This window comes from Paraburkholderia franconis (assembly GCF_009362735.1).
Classification (GTDB): domain Bacteria; phylum Pseudomonadota; class Gammaproteobacteria; order Burkholderiales; family Burkholderiaceae; genus Paraburkholderia; species Paraburkholderia franconis.
The window spans coordinates 45,075-59,326 of sequence record NZ_WHNP01000006.1 but is presented as its reverse complement, the minus strand read 5'-3'; the positions used below and the strand labels follow the sequence as shown (position 1 = coordinate 59,326).

Annotated in this window: 21 protein-coding genes, 1 tRNA gene and 1 pseudogene; 5 read left to right on the top strand and 18 right to left on the bottom strand. The window is 61.2% G+C overall.

Going from position 1 to position 14,252, the window contains the following annotated elements; all coding sequences use genetic code 11:
• Window positions 1-33 precede the first annotated feature (33 nt).
• The 4 genes from pheT (at window position 34) to GCT13_RS08470 (ending at window position 3,531) form a co-directional block, all read left to right on the top strand.
• A complete protein-coding gene (pheT, locus tag GCT13_RS08485) occupies window positions 34-2,466 on the top strand; it encodes a phenylalanine--tRNA ligase subunit beta (RefSeq protein WP_152756891.1) in 2,433 nt (810 codons plus the stop codon).
• A gap of 54 nt (window positions 2,467-2,520) precedes the next feature.
• Window positions 2,521-2,931, top strand: coding sequence for an integration host factor subunit alpha (locus tag GCT13_RS08480; RefSeq protein WP_152757291.1), 411 nt, complete (start codon window positions 2,521-2,523; stop codon window positions 2,929-2,931).
• Between the two features lie 55 nt (window positions 2,932-2,986).
• Window positions 2,987-3,385, top strand: a complete 399-nt coding sequence (locus tag GCT13_RS08475; RefSeq protein ID WP_193727610.1) for a MerR family transcriptional regulator — start codon at window positions 2,987-2,989, stop codon at window positions 3,383-3,385.
• 69 nt (window positions 3,386-3,454) lie between these two features.
• Window positions 3,455-3,531: transfer RNA gene (locus GCT13_RS08470), tRNA-Pro, on the top strand.
• A gap of 114 nt (window positions 3,532-3,645) precedes the next feature.
• Here the strand turns inward: GCT13_RS08470 and GCT13_RS08465 are convergent.
• Window positions 3,646-4,740: a tyrosine-type recombinase/integrase gene (locus GCT13_RS08465; protein ID WP_152756887.1), complete on the bottom strand. Its 1,095-nt coding sequence runs from the start codon at window positions 4,738-4,740 to the stop codon at window positions 3,646-3,648.
• Window positions 4,737-4,973, bottom strand: a complete 237-nt coding sequence (locus GCT13_RS08460) for a DUF4224 domain-containing protein (protein WP_152756885.1) — start codon at window positions 4,971-4,973, stop codon at window positions 4,737-4,739. Before GCT13_RS08460 ends, GCT13_RS08465 begins: the two co-directional genes overlap by 4 nt.
• 83 nt (window positions 4,974-5,056) lie before the next feature.
• Between GCT13_RS08460 and GCT13_RS08455 the strand changes: the two genes are divergently transcribed.
• Window positions 5,057-5,329, top strand: a complete 273-nt coding sequence (locus GCT13_RS08455; protein WP_152756883.1) for a hypothetical protein — start codon at window positions 5,057-5,059, stop codon at window positions 5,327-5,329.
• A gap of 37 nt (window positions 5,330-5,366) precedes the next feature.
• Here the strand turns inward: GCT13_RS08455 and GCT13_RS08450 are convergent, their stop codons facing one another.
• From GCT13_RS08450 to GCT13_RS08380, 16 genes and pseudogenes are all read right to left on the bottom strand, one after another.
• Complete coding sequence (locus GCT13_RS08450) at window positions 5,367-5,714, bottom strand: DUF4031 domain-containing protein (RefSeq protein WP_321574256.1); 348 nt, start codon at window positions 5,712-5,714, stop codon at window positions 5,367-5,369.
• Complete coding sequence (locus tag GCT13_RS08445) at window positions 5,711-6,148, bottom strand: hypothetical protein (protein WP_152756881.1); 438 nt, start codon at window positions 6,146-6,148, stop codon at window positions 5,711-5,713. The genes GCT13_RS08450 and GCT13_RS08445 overlap by 4 nt, the downstream gene beginning before the upstream one ends.
• On the bottom strand, window positions 6,132-6,524 hold the full coding sequence (locus tag GCT13_RS08440; RefSeq protein WP_152756879.1) for a hypothetical protein: 393 nt from the start codon (window positions 6,522-6,524) through the stop codon (window positions 6,132-6,134). The genes GCT13_RS08445 and GCT13_RS08440 overlap by 17 nt, the downstream gene beginning before the upstream one ends.
• Complete coding sequence (locus tag GCT13_RS08435) at window positions 6,521-6,784, bottom strand: hypothetical protein (RefSeq protein WP_152756877.1); 264 nt, start codon at window positions 6,782-6,784, stop codon at window positions 6,521-6,523. The genes GCT13_RS08440 and GCT13_RS08435 overlap by 4 nt, the downstream gene beginning before the upstream one ends.
• The gene (locus GCT13_RS49120; RefSeq protein ID WP_227746775.1) at window positions 6,781-7,167 is read right to left on the bottom strand and encodes a hypothetical protein; all 387 of its coding nucleotides are present in this window, start codon (window positions 7,165-7,167) and stop codon (window positions 6,781-6,783) included. The genes GCT13_RS08435 and GCT13_RS49120 overlap by 4 nt, the downstream gene beginning before the upstream one ends.
• Window positions 7,168-7,254: 87 nt before the next feature.
• Window positions 7,255-7,455 (bottom strand): annotated as a pseudogene (locus GCT13_RS51145) (hypothetical protein); the annotation flags it as partial.
• A 76-nt stretch (window positions 7,456-7,531) separates the two neighbouring features.
• A complete protein-coding gene (locus GCT13_RS08425) occupies window positions 7,532-7,795 on the bottom strand; it encodes a hypothetical protein (protein WP_152756873.1) in 264 nt (87 codons plus the stop codon).
• Window positions 7,788-8,816, bottom strand: coding sequence for a hypothetical protein (locus tag GCT13_RS08420; RefSeq protein WP_152756871.1), 1,029 nt, complete (start codon window positions 8,814-8,816; stop codon window positions 7,788-7,790). The genes GCT13_RS08425 and GCT13_RS08420 overlap by 8 nt, the downstream gene beginning before the upstream one ends.
• A 197-nt stretch (window positions 8,817-9,013) precedes the next feature.
• Window positions 9,014-9,769 (bottom strand): deazapurine DNA modification protein DpdA family protein, encoded by a 756-nt coding sequence (locus GCT13_RS08415; RefSeq protein WP_152756869.1) that lies wholly within the window; start codon window positions 9,767-9,769, stop codon window positions 9,014-9,016.
• Window positions 9,770-10,052: 283 nt separating this feature from the next.
• On the bottom strand, window positions 10,053-10,901 hold the full coding sequence (locus GCT13_RS08410) for a hypothetical protein (protein ID WP_321574255.1): 849 nt from the start codon (window positions 10,899-10,901) through the stop codon (window positions 10,053-10,055).
• Between the two features lie 74 nt (window positions 10,902-10,975).
• Window positions 10,976-11,224, bottom strand: coding sequence for a hypothetical protein (locus tag GCT13_RS08405; RefSeq protein ID WP_152756865.1), 249 nt, complete (start codon window positions 11,222-11,224; stop codon window positions 10,976-10,978).
• The gene (locus tag GCT13_RS08400; protein ID WP_152756863.1) at window positions 11,221-11,658 is read right to left on the bottom strand and encodes a hypothetical protein; all 438 of its coding nucleotides are present in this window, start codon (window positions 11,656-11,658) and stop codon (window positions 11,221-11,223) included. The genes GCT13_RS08405 and GCT13_RS08400 overlap by 4 nt, the downstream gene beginning before the upstream one ends.
• Window positions 11,655-12,341 (bottom strand): hypothetical protein, encoded by a 687-nt coding sequence (locus GCT13_RS08395; RefSeq protein WP_321574254.1) that lies wholly within the window; start codon window positions 12,339-12,341, stop codon window positions 11,655-11,657. Before GCT13_RS08395 ends, GCT13_RS08400 begins: the two co-directional genes overlap by 4 nt.
• Complete coding sequence (locus tag GCT13_RS08390; protein ID WP_152756861.1) at window positions 12,338-13,015, bottom strand: hypothetical protein; 678 nt, start codon at window positions 13,013-13,015, stop codon at window positions 12,338-12,340. The genes GCT13_RS08395 and GCT13_RS08390 overlap by 4 nt, the downstream gene beginning before the upstream one ends.
• Before the next feature lie 74 nt (window positions 13,016-13,089).
• Window positions 13,090-13,923: a YfdQ family protein gene (locus GCT13_RS08385; protein WP_152756859.1), complete on the bottom strand. Its 834-nt coding sequence runs from the start codon at window positions 13,921-13,923 to the stop codon at window positions 13,090-13,092.
• 45 nt (window positions 13,924-13,968) lie between these two features.
• Entirely contained in the window at window positions 13,969-14,226 is a 258-nt protein-coding gene (locus GCT13_RS08380; RefSeq protein WP_227746765.1) for a hypothetical protein, read from the bottom strand.
• Window positions 14,227-14,252 lie beyond the last annotated feature (26 nt).

Genomic DNA, 14,252 nt, shown 5'->3' with positions numbered 1-14,252 from the left:
TGCGGACACAACCTGTTTAGAACGTACAGAACCATGCAATTCCCGGAATCCTGGCTCAGAACCTTTGTCGATCCGCATCTGACGACGAAAGAGTTGTCGCACGCCCTGACGATGGCCGGTCTCGAAGTCGAAGACCTGCGCCCCGCTGCGCCGCCGACGTCGAAGATCGTGGTGGGCCGCGTGCTCGAAGTCGTCAAGCACCCGGACGCCGACAAGCTCAACGTGTGTCAGGTCGACGCCGGCACGGGCGCGACGCTGAACATCGTGTGCGGCGCACCCAACGTGGCGCCCGGCATCAAGGTGCCCGTTGCGCTGGTGGGCGCGCAGTTGCCGCCCGCGGAAGAGGGCGGCGCGCCGTTCGCGATCAAGCTGTCGAAGCTGCGTGGCGTGCAGAGCGAGGGCATGCTGTGCTCGGCGCGCGAACTGAAGCTGTCGGACGATCATAGCGGCCTGTTGATCCTGCCGGAAGATACGCCGATTGGCCAGGATATCCGCGAAACGCTGAACCTCGACGACACTGTCTTCGAAATCAAGCTGACGCCGAACAAGGCCGATTGCCTGTCGGTGTTCGGCGTCGCGCGCGAGACGGCTGCGATCACGGGCGCACCGCTGCGTCCGCTGGAGATCAAGCCCGTCGAAGTGAAGCTGAACGAATCGCTGCCCGTGAAGATCTCGGCGCCGGATTTGTGCGGCCGTTTCTCCGGGCGCGTGATCCGCGGCGTCAATGCGCGCGCGAAGTCGCCGGCGTGGATGGTCGAGCGCCTCGAACGTTCCGGTCAACGAAGCATTTCCGCGCTGGTCGACATCTCGAACTATGTGATGCTCGAGCTCGGCCGTCCGTCGCACGTGTTCGATCTGGACAAGATCCACGGCAGCATGGACGTGCGCTGGGGCAAGCGCGGCGAGTCGCTGAAGCTGCTGAACGGCAACACGGTCGAGGTGGACGAGACGGTCGGCGTGATCGCCGACGACCGCCATATCGAAAGCCTCGCGGGCATCATGGGCGGCGACAGCACGGCCGTCACGCTCGATACCACGAACATCTATCTCGAAGCGGCATTCTGGTGGCCGGATAGCATTCGCGGTCGCTCGCGCCGGTACAACTTCTCGACGGACGCGGGTCATCGCTTCGAACGCGGCGTCGATTACGCGACGACCGTCGAGCATATCGAGCGCATCACGCAACTGATCCTCGATATCTGCGGCGGCGAGGCCGGTCCCGTCGACGACCAGATCGTCAATGTGCCGAAGCGTGAGCCCGTCAAGATGCGGGTCGCGCGCGCTAACCGCATCATCGGCGTTGCGATCGGCGCCGATGAGATCGCGCAGATCTTCACGCGCCTCGGCTTGCCGTTCGAGCGCGAAGGCGACGACTTCCTCGTGACGCCCCCGCCGTATCGCTTCGATATCGAAATCGAAGAAGACCTGATCGAAGAAGTCGCGCGCATTTACGGCTTCGAGAAGATTCCGGCGCACCCGCCCGTCGCGCGCAGCGAAATGCGCCACACGAACGAGACGCAGCGTTCGATCCATGCGCTGCGTCATGCGCTGGCCGCGCGCGACTACGCGGAAACGGTGAACTTCAGCTTCGTCGATGCCGAATGGGAGCAGGATTTCGCCGGCAACGACAACCCGGTGCGTCTGCTGAATCCGATCGCGAGCCAGTTGTCGGTGATGCGCACGACGCTGTTCGGCAGCCTGATCAACGTGCTGCGCCATAATCTGAACCGTCGCGCGGATCGTATCCGCGTGTTCGAAGCGGGCCGCGTGTTCCTGCAGGACCCCTCCGTCAAGGCCGGTGAACTCGCTGTCGAAGGATTCGCGCAACCGAAGATGATCGGCGCGCTCGCGTATGGTCCCGTCGCCGAAGAGCAGTGGGGCGCGGCAACGCGTGCCGTCGATTTCTTCGATGTGAAGGGTGATCTCGAAGCGCTGCTTGCACCTGCCGTTGCCCGTTTCGTGAAGGCTGAGCATCCGGCGCTGCATCCGGGACGCAGCGCGCGTGTCGAGCTCGATGGCTGCGCAATCGGATGGATCGGCGAACTGCATCCGCGCTGGATGCAGAAGTACGATCTGCTGCATGCGCCGATCCTGTTCGAAGTCGAAGCACAAGCGTTGATGCAACGCACGCTGCCGAGTCCGACGGAAGTATCGAAATTCCCACCGGTACGGCGCGATATCGCGATCGTCGTGGACCAGAAAATCGAGGTCCAGGCGCTCTTCGACGAGATGCAAAAGGCGTTGTCCGAAGACGCATGCAAGACCATTCAGAGGGTTGCGCTCTTCGATGAATTTCGTGCAAAATCAAATACTTCCGGCGGGCTGGCGGCGCACGAGAAAAGCCTTGCGTTCCGTGTAACCTTGCAAGATACTGGTGGGACCCTTCAGGATGAAACGGTCGATTTGGCCATTCAGACTTTGGTGGATCGTCTTGCTCGAGTGTATGGCGCCCGGTTGCGCGGATAGCCGATAACGGTTGCTCCGCATGTTCCGTTGTGGTTGACGCGCCATTTGACAGATATGAATGAAATGAACTCGAGTGATTTCGAAGCCCTTCTTTCGGCGCAACGTAGCGCCATGATTCGCGATATTCCTTCATCGACCTCCACCGCGTCGGTCGAAGCACCGACGCTCACCAAGGCTGAGCTTGCCGAGCTGCTGTTCGACAATGTCGGGCTCAACAAGCGGGAAGCGAAGGACATGGTCGAAGCGTTCTTCGAGGTGATTCGCGACGCGCTGGAGAGCGGCGACAGCGTGAAGCTGTCCGGCTTCGGCAACTTCCAGTTGCGCGACAAGCCGCAGCGTCCCGGCAGAAATCCGAAAACGGGCGAGGCAATTCCTATCGCCGCGCGCCGCGTCGTGACGTTCCATGCAAGTCAAAAGCTGAAGGCATTGGTTGAGAACGGCGCCGAAGAGACTTTCGCGCGCTGATCGCATCGCGCGTCCGCGCAACCACTACGACGGTCTGACCGACCGCTAACTGACGATGACAGCGACGATGGAAAAAGTCGTCTTGCCTCCGATTCCCGCGAAGCGCTATTTCACGATCGGTGAAGTCAGCGAACTGTGCGGCGTGAAGCCACATGTGCTGCGGTACTGGGAGCAGGAGTTCACGCAGTTGCGTCCGGTGAAGCGCCGGGGCAATCGGCGCTACTATCAGCATCATGAAGTGCTGCTGATCCGGCGAATCCGCGAGTTGTTGTACGAGCAGGGTTTCACGATCAACGGTGCGCGCAACCGGCTCGATTCGCATGGCGCCGTGCAGGGCCCGGAAGGCGAGGACGAGGCAGTCGAAGGCACAGTCGTCCAGCCGACCACCGCTAACGTCGACGTCGATCAGTTGCGCAAGGAGTTGTTGCAGGTGATCGACCTGCTCGGGCACTGAAGAATTTATTGCGGTTGTCGATTGTTGCAGTTCTATTCGCGTGAAGTGTCTGTTATACTTTCACGCTTTCGGGGCGTAGCGCAGCCTGGTAGCGTACCTGCATGGGGTGCAGGTGGTCGGAGGTTCAAATCCTCTCGCCCCGACCAGAATGAAACCCGCGTCAGTTAAGGCTGTCGCGGGTTTTTTCTTTTCTGCGTACTGTTCGTCCGTACAGTGGTTTTTAGACAGAATATTAGACGTTTGTCTAAAACTCAGAGCGCTCACCAAGGCAATTTCAGGTCCAGTCCAGACTTTTCGGGTATGGCTTCCTTGATGTAGATCTCGGTCGTTTTGCCCGTCGTGTGGGCGAGTCGCGTCTGAATTTCTGCCCTGTCCTTTCCGGCCTTCGCCGCGTCCGTAGCGCCCAGCGCGCGCAGATCCTTGAACTGAATCCCGTCGGTCACGTTGGCGCGCTCTTTCGCGCGGCGCCACATCGAGTGCAGCCCCGTCTTCGAATACGCTCCGCCTTTCTGCGTAGGGAACAGGAATGGGCTGATGATTCGATACTTCTTCTTGATCGCCTTCGCGCGCTCGATCACCGCGCGGATCTGAGGCGTGATCTCGACGTCGAGCACCTTTCCGCTGGTGCCGGCCGTCTTCGATGGCTTGAAGCGAATCGTGTTCGTGTCGATCTGCGTTTCAAGTAGCGTCCGGATGTCGATTGCGCGTTGCCACACCAGATAGGACATGTCGACGATGCACTGGAACATCGGACCCGACTCGGTCGGCAACCCGTCTTTACCGATCAGCGCAGCCTCGCGAATAGCCTTGATCGCTTCGTGAGCGGGAAGCACTTCGCGACGCTTCGTTTGATAGTCGGTCAGGTCGAGCTGATCGCACGGGTTGTCCTGGCGGAATCCGCGCTCGCTGATCGCGAACTTGAAAATCTTCCGCATCACATTCGCGTACTTCTGCGCGGTGTTGTGCTTCGAGCGGAAGTTGTCGCGCAGGAAGTCGGCGCAATCCTTCGTCGTGACATCGGCGACGGTGTAATCCTCGAAAGCCGTTGCGATCACATCGGCCATGCGCCGATATTCCTTCTGCACCTCGTCGCTGTAGCGATCGAGCTTCCGATCCTTCCAGTCGGCGCACAGGCTCGGCATAGTGCCGTCGACGAGCTTCTTGTCGCCCATCAGCTCGCCGAGCTTCGAATACATGACGGGCTCGCCATCGGCGATCGAGCACAGACGAATCCACGTCTGAAACTTCCCCGTCCACGGGTTGCGCGTCGGTGCCGGCGCGAAGAAATAGTACGCACCGTGCTTGGCCTGGACGCGGCGCGGCAGGCCTCGATGTGTTTTGCGGCGACGATTCATTTCTTGCGCGCGATGGGTTTGAGTTTTGGTTTGTCGGCGGCGATGCGCTCTGGCGATGCGATCGGATAGAGGCAGTGCACACGCAGCACGAGCACGCTGTTATCCGGGCGCTTGCGCGCGGGGATGCCAAGGGATTTCAGCGATTCGATCTGCTTCGTCGGGCGCTTATACCCTGTCATCCGGACAATCTCTGTCTCGGTCAATTCAAGCGGTTGATCTAGGACTGCTGCCATGTGACACCCCAGTGTTTTCTCGTTGTTTCGATTACTCGTTGTGCTGTTTCGGTCATGCTAGATTTCTGTTTTTTGGAGGTGCCGTGGATAACAAAGCTTCCCTGTATCGCGAACTGGACGGAATGGACGAAGCGGAGGTACGCGGTCTGAACGATGAGCGAAACTGGGGAGGCAATACTCCCGTCGTCCAGGCTTGGCTGTATCGCAAAGAAATGGAGCGGCAAAAGGTTGCGCTCGACACTGCTCTGGCGGCGGCCCGTGCCTCGCGTGATGCTGCACGTTGGGCGATGTGGGCGGCCATCGCGACTGCGGTCGCAGCCGTAGCGAGTTGGGTGCAGATTCTCGTGCGGCAGTGACCCCGGTCGTGGCGGATCTCAATCAGCGTGCGGATGCTCATATCGTTTGCCCCTGAAGATTCGCTTCTCGGCGCGCCGCGAAATACTTCGTCTGCCAGTCCATCGCATCTGCATGCGACCCGAGTTCGCCCGTGATACGTCGCCGCATGTTCATAGCCCCGCACTGGCGCCAAGTGATCTCGACGGCGCCGGCGGCGATCGCTGCGGCGCGCTTGCTCAGCGCAATGTCGTAGTGGCTGTCGTGCCTCGGCGGGGCCTGCCACCAGCGGCGCGCGACGCCGATCCGATCGGCCATCGCGTGCAGCTCTTCGTCGGTATCCGCAATCATGTGGCACATGACCATGCGACCGTACTTCGCTTTCATGTCGTCGACATAGACCGTCACGCCGCACCTCCTTGGGATTCGAAAAGATCGCCGATTGCTTTGCGCGCGCGTCGCGTTGCTTGAGCATTCGCGCGATGGTGCTCGGCGTCGTATGCCAGGTGACAGCGCTGGCACAGCGCCTTCAGATTGCTGTCGTCGCAATGCTCCGGAACGTGGTCGAGATGCGCGATGGTCAACACGATCTTCACGCCATCCCCGTTGCACTCGTAATCGGACATGCGCCACTGACCAAGGTATTCGCCCGTCTCAGCGTCGAATACCTTCGCTTCGTGGTTCATGTACGTGCCGGCGTCCTTTCCTTTTCCGCGGACTATGATCTCGCCGTCGGGCGCGTCGCATTGCTCGCAGCAGTGCAGAGCCCGACGCAAGATGCGCTCGCGGATCTCTTTCCAGTTCGCCGGGTAGCGGCCGCGGTTCTCAGGCTTGATTGGCATCGCATCCTCCGGTCAGTGCCTCCGGCCACGAATACCCTTGATCACGCCAGCATCGATGACAAAGCTGCGGCGCGACACTGCCTTCCCGATCGCGATCCCATGCGGACAAGCCAGCGTGCACGCCAAATGCGCGTCCGCAGCGTGTGCAGGTGTCGACGTCGATGTCCACGTCGTCGCAGATTTCGCAGTTTTCGCAGTACAGGCGCCCATGCGGGCATGCGTCGTCGAAATCGTCCCAGCTGTCGTCGTAATACCGCTCGTCATCGTCCCATCCGCCTTCGATGTAGCTGGGATGCCAGTCGAAAGGTTGCTCGAATGCGGCTGCAATGCGACGCGAGAGCATCGAGGCGCGCGCTGCGATGTGTCGCACCTTCATGCCTTATCTCCCGATTTCGTGGCCGCGATCATCCCTTGGCACGCTGCGAGCGCTTCCTGATTGACGCCCTTGCTGCTGGGCGTCGGCTCGCTCAACTCGACGCGCGCGACGGCCAGACGCTTGCCCCTGGCAAAGCCGAGTTGCTGGTAGAGATACGCCGCCTTATCGGCGCCCTCGCGTGCGCTGTGCGCGCCATCGACGAGCTTCGGATTGCCGTGTTGGTCAAGCTCCGCGAGCCAGAATTGAACGTCGACCGTCATGCCTTATCTCCCTTCTCTGCGGATGCCGCGATCTGCGCGGCGATAGCGGCGTCAAGCGCTTCTTCGAACGATGCGTATCTTCCCCAAACTGAAATCGTCCATTCGCTGGAGCCTTCATATGCGACCTGAGTTCGCAGCCACCGATACCGCTCAGCATCCTTCGCCATCGCGCTATCGACAGGGGCGGCGAGGATCGAAGCTCGGCAGTTGTTCCAGCCGTCCACGTAGGCACACTTCACTTCGTGCTGGTCGCCTTCTTCGGCAGAGCCGCCGTAGTATTTCGGATCAGGCAACTTCGCCCGCGTGACAGCCTCGATGATCCCGGCTTGCCATGCGATGTATTCGTCGGGCGTGGACGGTTTGCCATCGATGAAATACTCCATCGCTGGCTTGTACAGGCCGCGCAGAGCGAATGCAGGCGACCCAGCCACCGGCTCCGCGCCATTGGCAGCGATAGGTGCGCGTCGGTTCCATCTCGCGATTGCAGCTTCTTCGCTGGCGCTGGGGACCTGTTCGATCGCGCATGTGCCGCCTCGATTGATAGTGTTACGGCACGTCACACCCCACCACTTACGCACGCCCAAAATCGGATCGCGTGTATCGCCGCATCGCTCCAGTTCGACAGGTCCACCGCAGAACGGGCACGGCAGAAGTTTCGTTGCGTCACTCATCATGCTTGCTCCTCTGCATACTTCCATTGCGGCCCATAAACCATGACCGTTGCGATTAGGATGGCGGCTAGGAGGGTCATCCGAGTCTGTCTCCGTGGATGTCATAGCCGGGTTCGCGGATGGGTTCCGGCTTGGTAAGACGGCGCTCAAGCTCGCGGATGCGGTTCGCTTGCTGGACCATTGCCACGGCTGGGTGATCCGGAAGCGGACACCATGCGGGGATCGCTTCGTTTGCCGGAAGGCGCTGGCGAACCTGCGAGCACTCGTATGCGCCTCCGCTGTAATACTGATAGCTTGGGCAGTCCTTGCAGTTGTGGATCAGGCCGAGGATCTTAGGCATGGTTGGATTTCTCCGATTCGCGCAGAAGTTCGCTCAGCACCTTGGCCGCTACCTGAAGCCGCACATAGTCAACACGAGTAACCGGGCCCTTGCTACCGTTGTGATCCGGGAATGTCGAGCCTCGTGCGACGAGATGCTTAAGCGCTTCGCGCTGCTCATCCGTCAGCGCTTTCGGCCGGCTGGCCATGTCCAGATGCTCAGTGACGAACAGGCTATCGTCATCCCAAACCCGCATTTGTCGTTCTGCTGCCGCTCTGCTGCCGTAACGCGTTGCCTTTGCAGACTCGTCTGTGAAATCGCCCCAACGAGGCCCTTTCCACCATATTGTTGGCGTGCTATTGCGGCGCTCGATAAGGTAATAGGGCGCTTTCGGCTCGCTGGCTCGTTTGCGCTCTGGCACAGTGTGGTCGCAACCCTCGACGCCATTGCAGATCGGGCACGGCAGGTAAGGCGCTTTCGGCTCGCTGGCGGGGTGGGATTCCAGCGCGGCCCTCGCGTCTCTTAGGGCGTTGAGCACTAGGACGCCGACCGTCCAGACGGCGTCGCCGTTCTCGTCGCGATGCTGCGTCATCTGCTGATTGCAGTGGAACAGTTCAACGTACAGACGGCGGCACAGTTCACGCCAATCTGGCTCGCCTGCCGCCGCGTCGGATGCGCGAATAGATAGCGCCTCTCCTTCTCCATTCCATCCGGCCATGAAGCCACGCCGATATGCGCTCTCCCATGCTCGTCGCGCTGCGTTCTCGGTGAGGATCTTCGCGGCCAACACGATGTTTTCGTCGTAGCTGCCCAGCGTGAACACCTTCGCGATTCCCGACCACCACTGATCGAACGTCAGCGCTCCCGCATCGACGGCTGGCGCCACTGCTGCGACGTCAGCCAATTCGCTTTTGAACTGCTCGCCGATTGCGTCGACGAGTTCCATCAGTTTCAGGCCCTGCATGGAGTCGGCCTTTACGCCGCCTTCGATGGCATTGCGGAGCGTTGCCAGGTTGGCATCGAGTGTTGGGTAGGTGGTCATAGTCGTTGTCCTTGCGGTAGATCAGATCAGGCGGCTAGCGCGCTTGATTGCTTCGATTGCGAGCGATGCCAGCGTGCCCTTCTCGTAGAGCGTCGATCCCACCTGAACGCGTTCCGTCAGGCGCGGCCCAGTCATCGCGCAGTCATGCATCAGCGCGCAGCTCGCGGAGTCGATGCATTCACCCGGTTGTTTGCACTTCACATCAGACACAATTCCTCCGCCGTAAAAAGTCCGCGTTGCGCCGGCTCTGGCCGGTTGTTGATTCGTTCGGTCCAGCGCTTCGCTTCGCGCCAGTCATTGCCGTTTCTTCCCTGCTTGCGCGCCGAGTAGCTCCACGCCATCGAATCGGCGGTGTGCAGCAGTTCCCGCACGAGCCACGACGACAGCGCCGTCGACTTCAATCCGAACCCGTGAAGGCGCAGGTCCGGCCGCACTGCCTTGATCGCCATCAGCACCCGCTCGATCGCGCGCGGATCGCCATTGCGCTTACACACTGACCCGACGCCAACCCACGCGCTGTGCTTCAGGCGATCGCCGTACATCTCGATGTGCCGCACGTAATCCTCTGGCGCGTAGCCCTGCAACACCGGCAGGATGTAGACGCCGCCGACGTCGCACTTCACCAGCGCGTCATACCGTTCGATCGTGAGCTGCTGGTGTTGCTCGATCGTCATGCCCGTGATCTTCAGCATGTGGTCTTCGCACATAAAATCCTGTGCAACGGCCGCCAGCAAATTTCCGTTCTTCGACCAGCGCTTGATCTCTGCCGCGTACACCTCGACGCCTTCCGGGTAGCCGCCGTGCGTCAGGATCGTCGTGAACGCGCCGCTGTCCATGATCCAGTCGCCGACCGCGAAACCTGACTTGCGCTTCGCCAGCCGGTTCTTGCTGATGAACGCGGCGTCGAAGTGCTGCGCGTCAGACGGTTGGTGCAGGCCGGTGAAAAATCGCATGTCTAGTTTTCAGGTCTCGCCGTTGTCAAACCATCGTCCGGACTTACCGCAGATCGATGGCATTCGTTCTTCATCTTCCCCGCCGAACGTCCTGTGAGATTCGGCCAATCGGAACACGGGGTATTCGCCAAACAGGTCGGCACGAAGATTCCTCGGGTGCCGACACAGCGGATACTCGCCGCGCGTGCTGTGTATGCAGTCAGAACAATCACGCTTCATGGTTCAGGTTGCGCAGCCACTGCGCGGCGTATGGGTCGATCTCGTTGTAGTAAGCGGCCATCGGTTACCCGGTCGCGACAATGCGTTTTCGGACTTCCGAGGCGCGCGTCTGCGAGCAGCCAAGGTATTTGCGGATCTCGGTCACGGTCGCGCGGAGTCGCCCGGCGGCGATTTCGTCGAGCACGCGAGTAACGTCGTCCTGCGGTTCGATCACGACCGGATTCGGCTGCGGCGGCTCGACAGTCACGGCGTTACCGTTTTCCGTGACTACCGTTACTGCCGCGCCAGCATTGGGTTTGAGCGTTTCGACCGGACGCAGCGCGAGCAGCCAGCAGAAGCACGCGACTGCTTCGAGTACTGCCGCGAAAGCGAGACCGGCGAGCAGATCGACGCGACCGGACGGGATGCCGAACGCGGTCAGCGTGCCAGTCACAGGATCGGTGGCGGCAGCGGCGCGCGCGGCGTCGGCGCGGTCCTGAGCGACTTCCTGACGCTTCGCCTGCGCTGCTTCGGCATCGATCGCATCCAGCTTTGCCGACAGCGTCGCGCGCTCAATCCGCAGACTCGGGCACGGCTCAGCGCAGCGGCGCTCGGTCACGCGGGCCAGTCGCGAGACGATCACCGCGCGGTCACCGGCGATTACCGCGAGACTGCGACCAGTCGTGACTACTGCCGGTACTGCTGCGGCGCGGACCTCACCAGCATGCTTCTGAGCCAGGAGGAAAAAGACCGCGTGACCGTAGCAGGTAGCCGCCATGCAGCCGACCCAGAGCAGGGCGCCGACAATACGGATGCGCCGGCCATGCGAACGGATCAGGGCAGGGAGCAGGTGAGCGGCGACAACCAGTACGACGCCGACGGCGATCCAGAGCACCCGCTCGATCACGAAGCCGCCACGCTGCCAGCCCGCCATAACGGACAGACATGCAGCAGTCACGGTCGCCGCGCCTGCGAGTAATGCCGGTTGCGCTCTCATTGGCATGGCGATCACTCTTTAACCGTCACGGTGACCGGGCCGTTGCGAAAGTCGCCGGTCATCTGGCCGTCGAGATCCGCGCGCTCCTGGCCGGTGAGATTGCGCCACTTGGCGATCACCCACTCGCCGCGCAGCAATCCGCGAGGCATGCCGGCGCAGCCAGATCCAACCGAGTAGCCGTTATCCGCACACCACCGCTCGGCAGCGTAGAGCGCCGCGAAGTCGCCTTTGTCAGCGAAGGTCATGACGATCTTGCTCATGCTTCCATCCTTTCCTTACGATGTTCTTTGCCGTGGCAGGCGTGGCAGAGCCAACGAACGGTGAGAGGCTTCGAATAGTCATCGTGGTGCGCGTGCAGCGAATCCTTAGAGCTGCATGTCTCGCAGCAGTCAGGTTTCGTGATGTCACCGCGTTTGACTGCGTTGTTCAGCGCCACCCGCGCTAGAACGCGCTCATCACGAACCCTGTTACGGCTGGCGATTCGATCGCGCTCGGCAAACTTCTCGGGCTCCATCGCCCGCGCTCGCGCCATATGCGCCGCGTTCGTGTTGCGCTTCTTCTCTGGATCGCGCGCCCGAATGTTCCCGGCGATATGGCATGTTTTGCATTGCGACTTGAGTCCGTCTCGCTTGCGCTTGTCCGCGTAAAACGCGTCTACCGTTTTTTCCGTTCGACACGTGGGGCACAGCTTCATGTCTGGATCCTCCGGAAGTGAATGACCCAAACGAACGGATTGGCGTCCCACGCGAAACCGCGAGCGGCGTTGATGCCGTCCCACAGAGTCCGGAACGACTCACCCGCACTCAGGCAGGTGAGGTAGTCACAGGAAGCGGTAGACGTCTGGTAGTTCTTCCAGAATTCGCCCTCGTTGCGCAGGCTCTCGACGCCTTCGGCGGCTGCATCGGTGTCGCTGATGCTCTGCAGGCGCTCGACGCGCACGCCGGTCACCTCGAGCGTGAGACGGGACATCGCGCGCGGCATGTGGATCGAAGGCTTCCACGTGGCGGCCTCAGCCGGCGGGACGTTCTCGAATCCGGCTGGCACGCACGCGGGATAGTCGGCGCGATAGACGGTCGGGCCCGGATCAAGCGTCGTCGGCTGCGCCCACGTTTCGCGCACCCACAGACGGTCGCCAGGCTTGCCGTATGGGCAGTGAATGTTCGGGAACACGTAGCCCATCGCATTGCCGCGCTTCAGGCCGATACCGCCCATCGTGCCGTCGTAGGCGACCGTCGTGCTGCTCGTGTCGCCGCCGAGCGCGTTGCGGGCAGTCTCGAAGTCAGGCTGCGGCTTCACGATGCGACGAGTCTGCGTCTTGCTGCCATCGAGCAGAGCACGCACCATCGGGCCGCTGAAGAGGAGCGGACGCTCTTTCACGATGCCTGCTCCACGAACGTCTTCGTGTCGGCGTCAGCGGGCAAGGCCTTCGCCGCGTCGTACTGGCGGATAGCCCACGCGATGGCGTACAGGCACCAGATGAACTGGAACGTGTACTCGTCGCAGTGCCACTCCCAGCAGTCTTCAAACATGCGCGGGAATTCTTCGGTGCGCTCGTGAAGGAGAGTGGCTGCCGGCCCGAGTTCGTAGCCGTCGCCCACATAATCGAGCACATAGTCTTGGATCTCCCGCCAGAGATGGGCTTTGCGCTGCGCATCGACGTGGTGACGCTCGAAGTACGATTCAAAGTCGCGTTTCACGTACGCAGCGAACTTGTCGCCGCTGAACTCCTGCGCCCGGCCCTTGCCATAGCCATTGCAGCTCACCGCCTGAAGCTTTTCGCACCAGTACCCTTCGTTGATACGAAGCTTGCTCGGGTCGTTGCCTATGCCGGCGCGGAAGAATTCGAACATGTCCGTCAGACGCGAGAACACATACGTTCCGCAGTCACCGCGGATGCAGAGTGCGCCGGGCCACGTCAGGATCTCGAACCAGTACGGAAACTCGCCGTCCTTGTTGCGGAACTTGATGTATCGGTCGACGCCATCGTCGCGAACGATCGTCATCACATGGTCAGCGACGTCTCGTTCGAATCGTTCTTGCGTGCAGGTCATGTCAGTGTCCAAAAAAGAGAGGGCCGAGACTGCGCCCTCAAATCGCCGGCTCGGGGGAGCCGCCGCACTCGCAGTTACTCCGGGGAACCCAGCAGGATCGTCGTCTGGGTCTGCTCTTCGATCTGCGACCAGATGGAGCGGAACGCGGCTTCGAGCACCTTGTGCGGACGCACGAGCTCGTACCAGATAGTCAGAGCGCCGTCTTTGACGCGGTATTTGATGCGGGCTTCGACGGGCGAGGGCTGCCCGTTTTCGAACACCGGGATTTCGAGAGTGATCTGCGACGGCATCGCGATCTTGTTGCCAGTCGCGTTCACGTCTTCCTTCCACACGAAGTTCGTGCTGCCATCCTGCAGGCGAGCGGCCGACACGAAGTTGCCTTCCTTGCTGGCTTCGAAGTTGAGCGCGACGCTGAGCATCGTCGAGCCGTCCGGCGTCACGATGTCGGGCAGGTTGTCTTCGATCAGTTCCGCGAACTCGAGCTGGTTGAGCGCCTTGCGATCCTTGCCCGTCCAGACCTTCCATTCGCGCGAGGCCGGCACAGCGAACTCGACACGGAACTGACGCCAGTTCGCCCCGTCTTCATTCGTGAATTCGGTACCGTACGCACGGTGGTCGTCGATCACGCCGAGAATCTTCGCCGGGTCGAGCGATGCGTAAATCAGGCTCTCCGGACGCTTCTGGCGATTGAAGTAGTTCACGAAGCTGTTCACGTCGCGGAGCTTCACGAGGCCGATTGCGCGTGCCGGGCTTTCGTCGCGCTCGAAGACGTGTTCGACCTTGTAGCCTTCGGGAACAACCACAAAAGGGACGCCGTCTGCGAGCGGACTCTTCTGTGCGCCGGCTAGCGTGGTGCCAGCAGCGAGGATTGCAGCGACGTCGCGTTCGCCTTGGAAATCTTTGAGCATGTCTTATCCGTTTTGGTTTTGATGGTGGAGGGAATTGCTGCGCGCTTAGCCGAGCGCGACGCGGGGGCTGTCTGCCAGCGAGATGCCGGGCAGTTCGGTTTGACGCTCGCTATGGCGCGAGAGGTTGTTTTCGACGGTCGGGAAGAACACCTCGGCGGTTTCCTTCTCGCGGGGCAGGGTCGCGACGACCTTGCCGGTCACTTCGAGCGCGTCCTGCACCTTTGCGAACGGCTTCACCTCGACGGTGATCGTGATCTTTCCGGACTTGCCGGTATCGCGAACCATCGCGACCAGCGTGTTCAATTCATTTGTCGCCTCTTCGACGACTG

Bases quoted from the DNA above. Each gene is read 5' to 3' on its own strand.
- pheT (WP_152756891.1), top strand. From the start codon at position 34: ATGCAATTCCCGGAATCCTGGCTCAGAACCTTTGTCGATCCGCATCTG.
- GCT13_RS08480 (WP_152757291.1), top strand. From the start codon at position 2,521: ATGAATGAAATGAACTCGAGTGATTTCGAAGCCCTTCTTTCGGCGCAA.
- GCT13_RS08475 (WP_193727610.1), top strand. From the start codon at position 2,987: ATGACAGCGACGATGGAAAAAGTCGTCTTGCCTCCGATTCCCGCGAAG.
- GCT13_RS08465 (WP_152756887.1), bottom strand. From the start codon at position 4,740: ATGAATCGTCGCCGCAAAACACATCGAGGCCTGCCGCGCCGCGTCCAG.
- GCT13_RS08460 (WP_152756885.1), bottom strand. From the start codon at position 4,973: ATGGCAGCAGTCCTAGATCAACCGCTTGAATTGACCGAGACAGAGATT.
- GCT13_RS08445 (WP_152756881.1), bottom strand. From the start codon at position 6,148: ATGCCAATCAAGCCTGAGAACCGCGGCCGCTACCCGGCGAACTGGAAA.
- GCT13_RS08440 (WP_152756879.1), bottom strand. From the start codon at position 6,524: ATGAAGGTGCGACACATCGCAGCGCGCGCCTCGATGCTCTCGCGTCGC.
- GCT13_RS08435 (WP_152756877.1), bottom strand. From the start codon at position 6,784: ATGACGGTCGACGTTCAATTCTGGCTCGCGGAGCTTGACCAACACGGC.
- GCT13_RS49120 (WP_227746775.1), bottom strand. From the start codon at position 7,167: ATGGAGTATTTCATCGATGGCAAACCGTCCACGCCCGACGAATACATC.
- GCT13_RS08425 (WP_152756873.1), bottom strand. From the start codon at position 7,795: ATGCCTAAGATCCTCGGCCTGATCCACAACTGCAAGGACTGCCCAAGC.
- GCT13_RS08420 (WP_152756871.1), bottom strand. From the start codon at position 8,816: ATGACCACCTACCCAACACTCGATGCCAACCTGGCAACGCTCCGCAAT.
- GCT13_RS08415 (WP_152756869.1), bottom strand. From the start codon at position 9,769: ATGCGATTTTTCACCGGCCTGCACCAACCGTCTGACGCGCAGCACTTC.
- GCT13_RS08410 (WP_321574255.1), bottom strand. From the start codon at position 10,901: ATGGCGGGCTGGCAGCGTGGCGGCTTCGTGATCGAGCGGGTGCTCTGG.
- GCT13_RS08405 (WP_152756865.1), bottom strand. From the start codon at position 11,224: ATGAGCAAGATCGTCATGACCTTCGCTGACAAAGGCGACTTCGCGGCG.
- GCT13_RS08400 (WP_152756863.1), bottom strand. From the start codon at position 11,658: ATGAAGCTGTGCCCCACGTGTCGAACGGAAAAAACGGTAGACGCGTTT.
- GCT13_RS08390 (WP_152756861.1), bottom strand. From the start codon at position 13,015: ATGACCTGCACGCAAGAACGATTCGAACGAGACGTCGCTGACCATGTG.
- GCT13_RS08385 (WP_152756859.1), bottom strand. From the start codon at position 13,923: ATGCTCAAAGATTTCCAAGGCGAACGCGACGTCGCTGCAATCCTCGCT.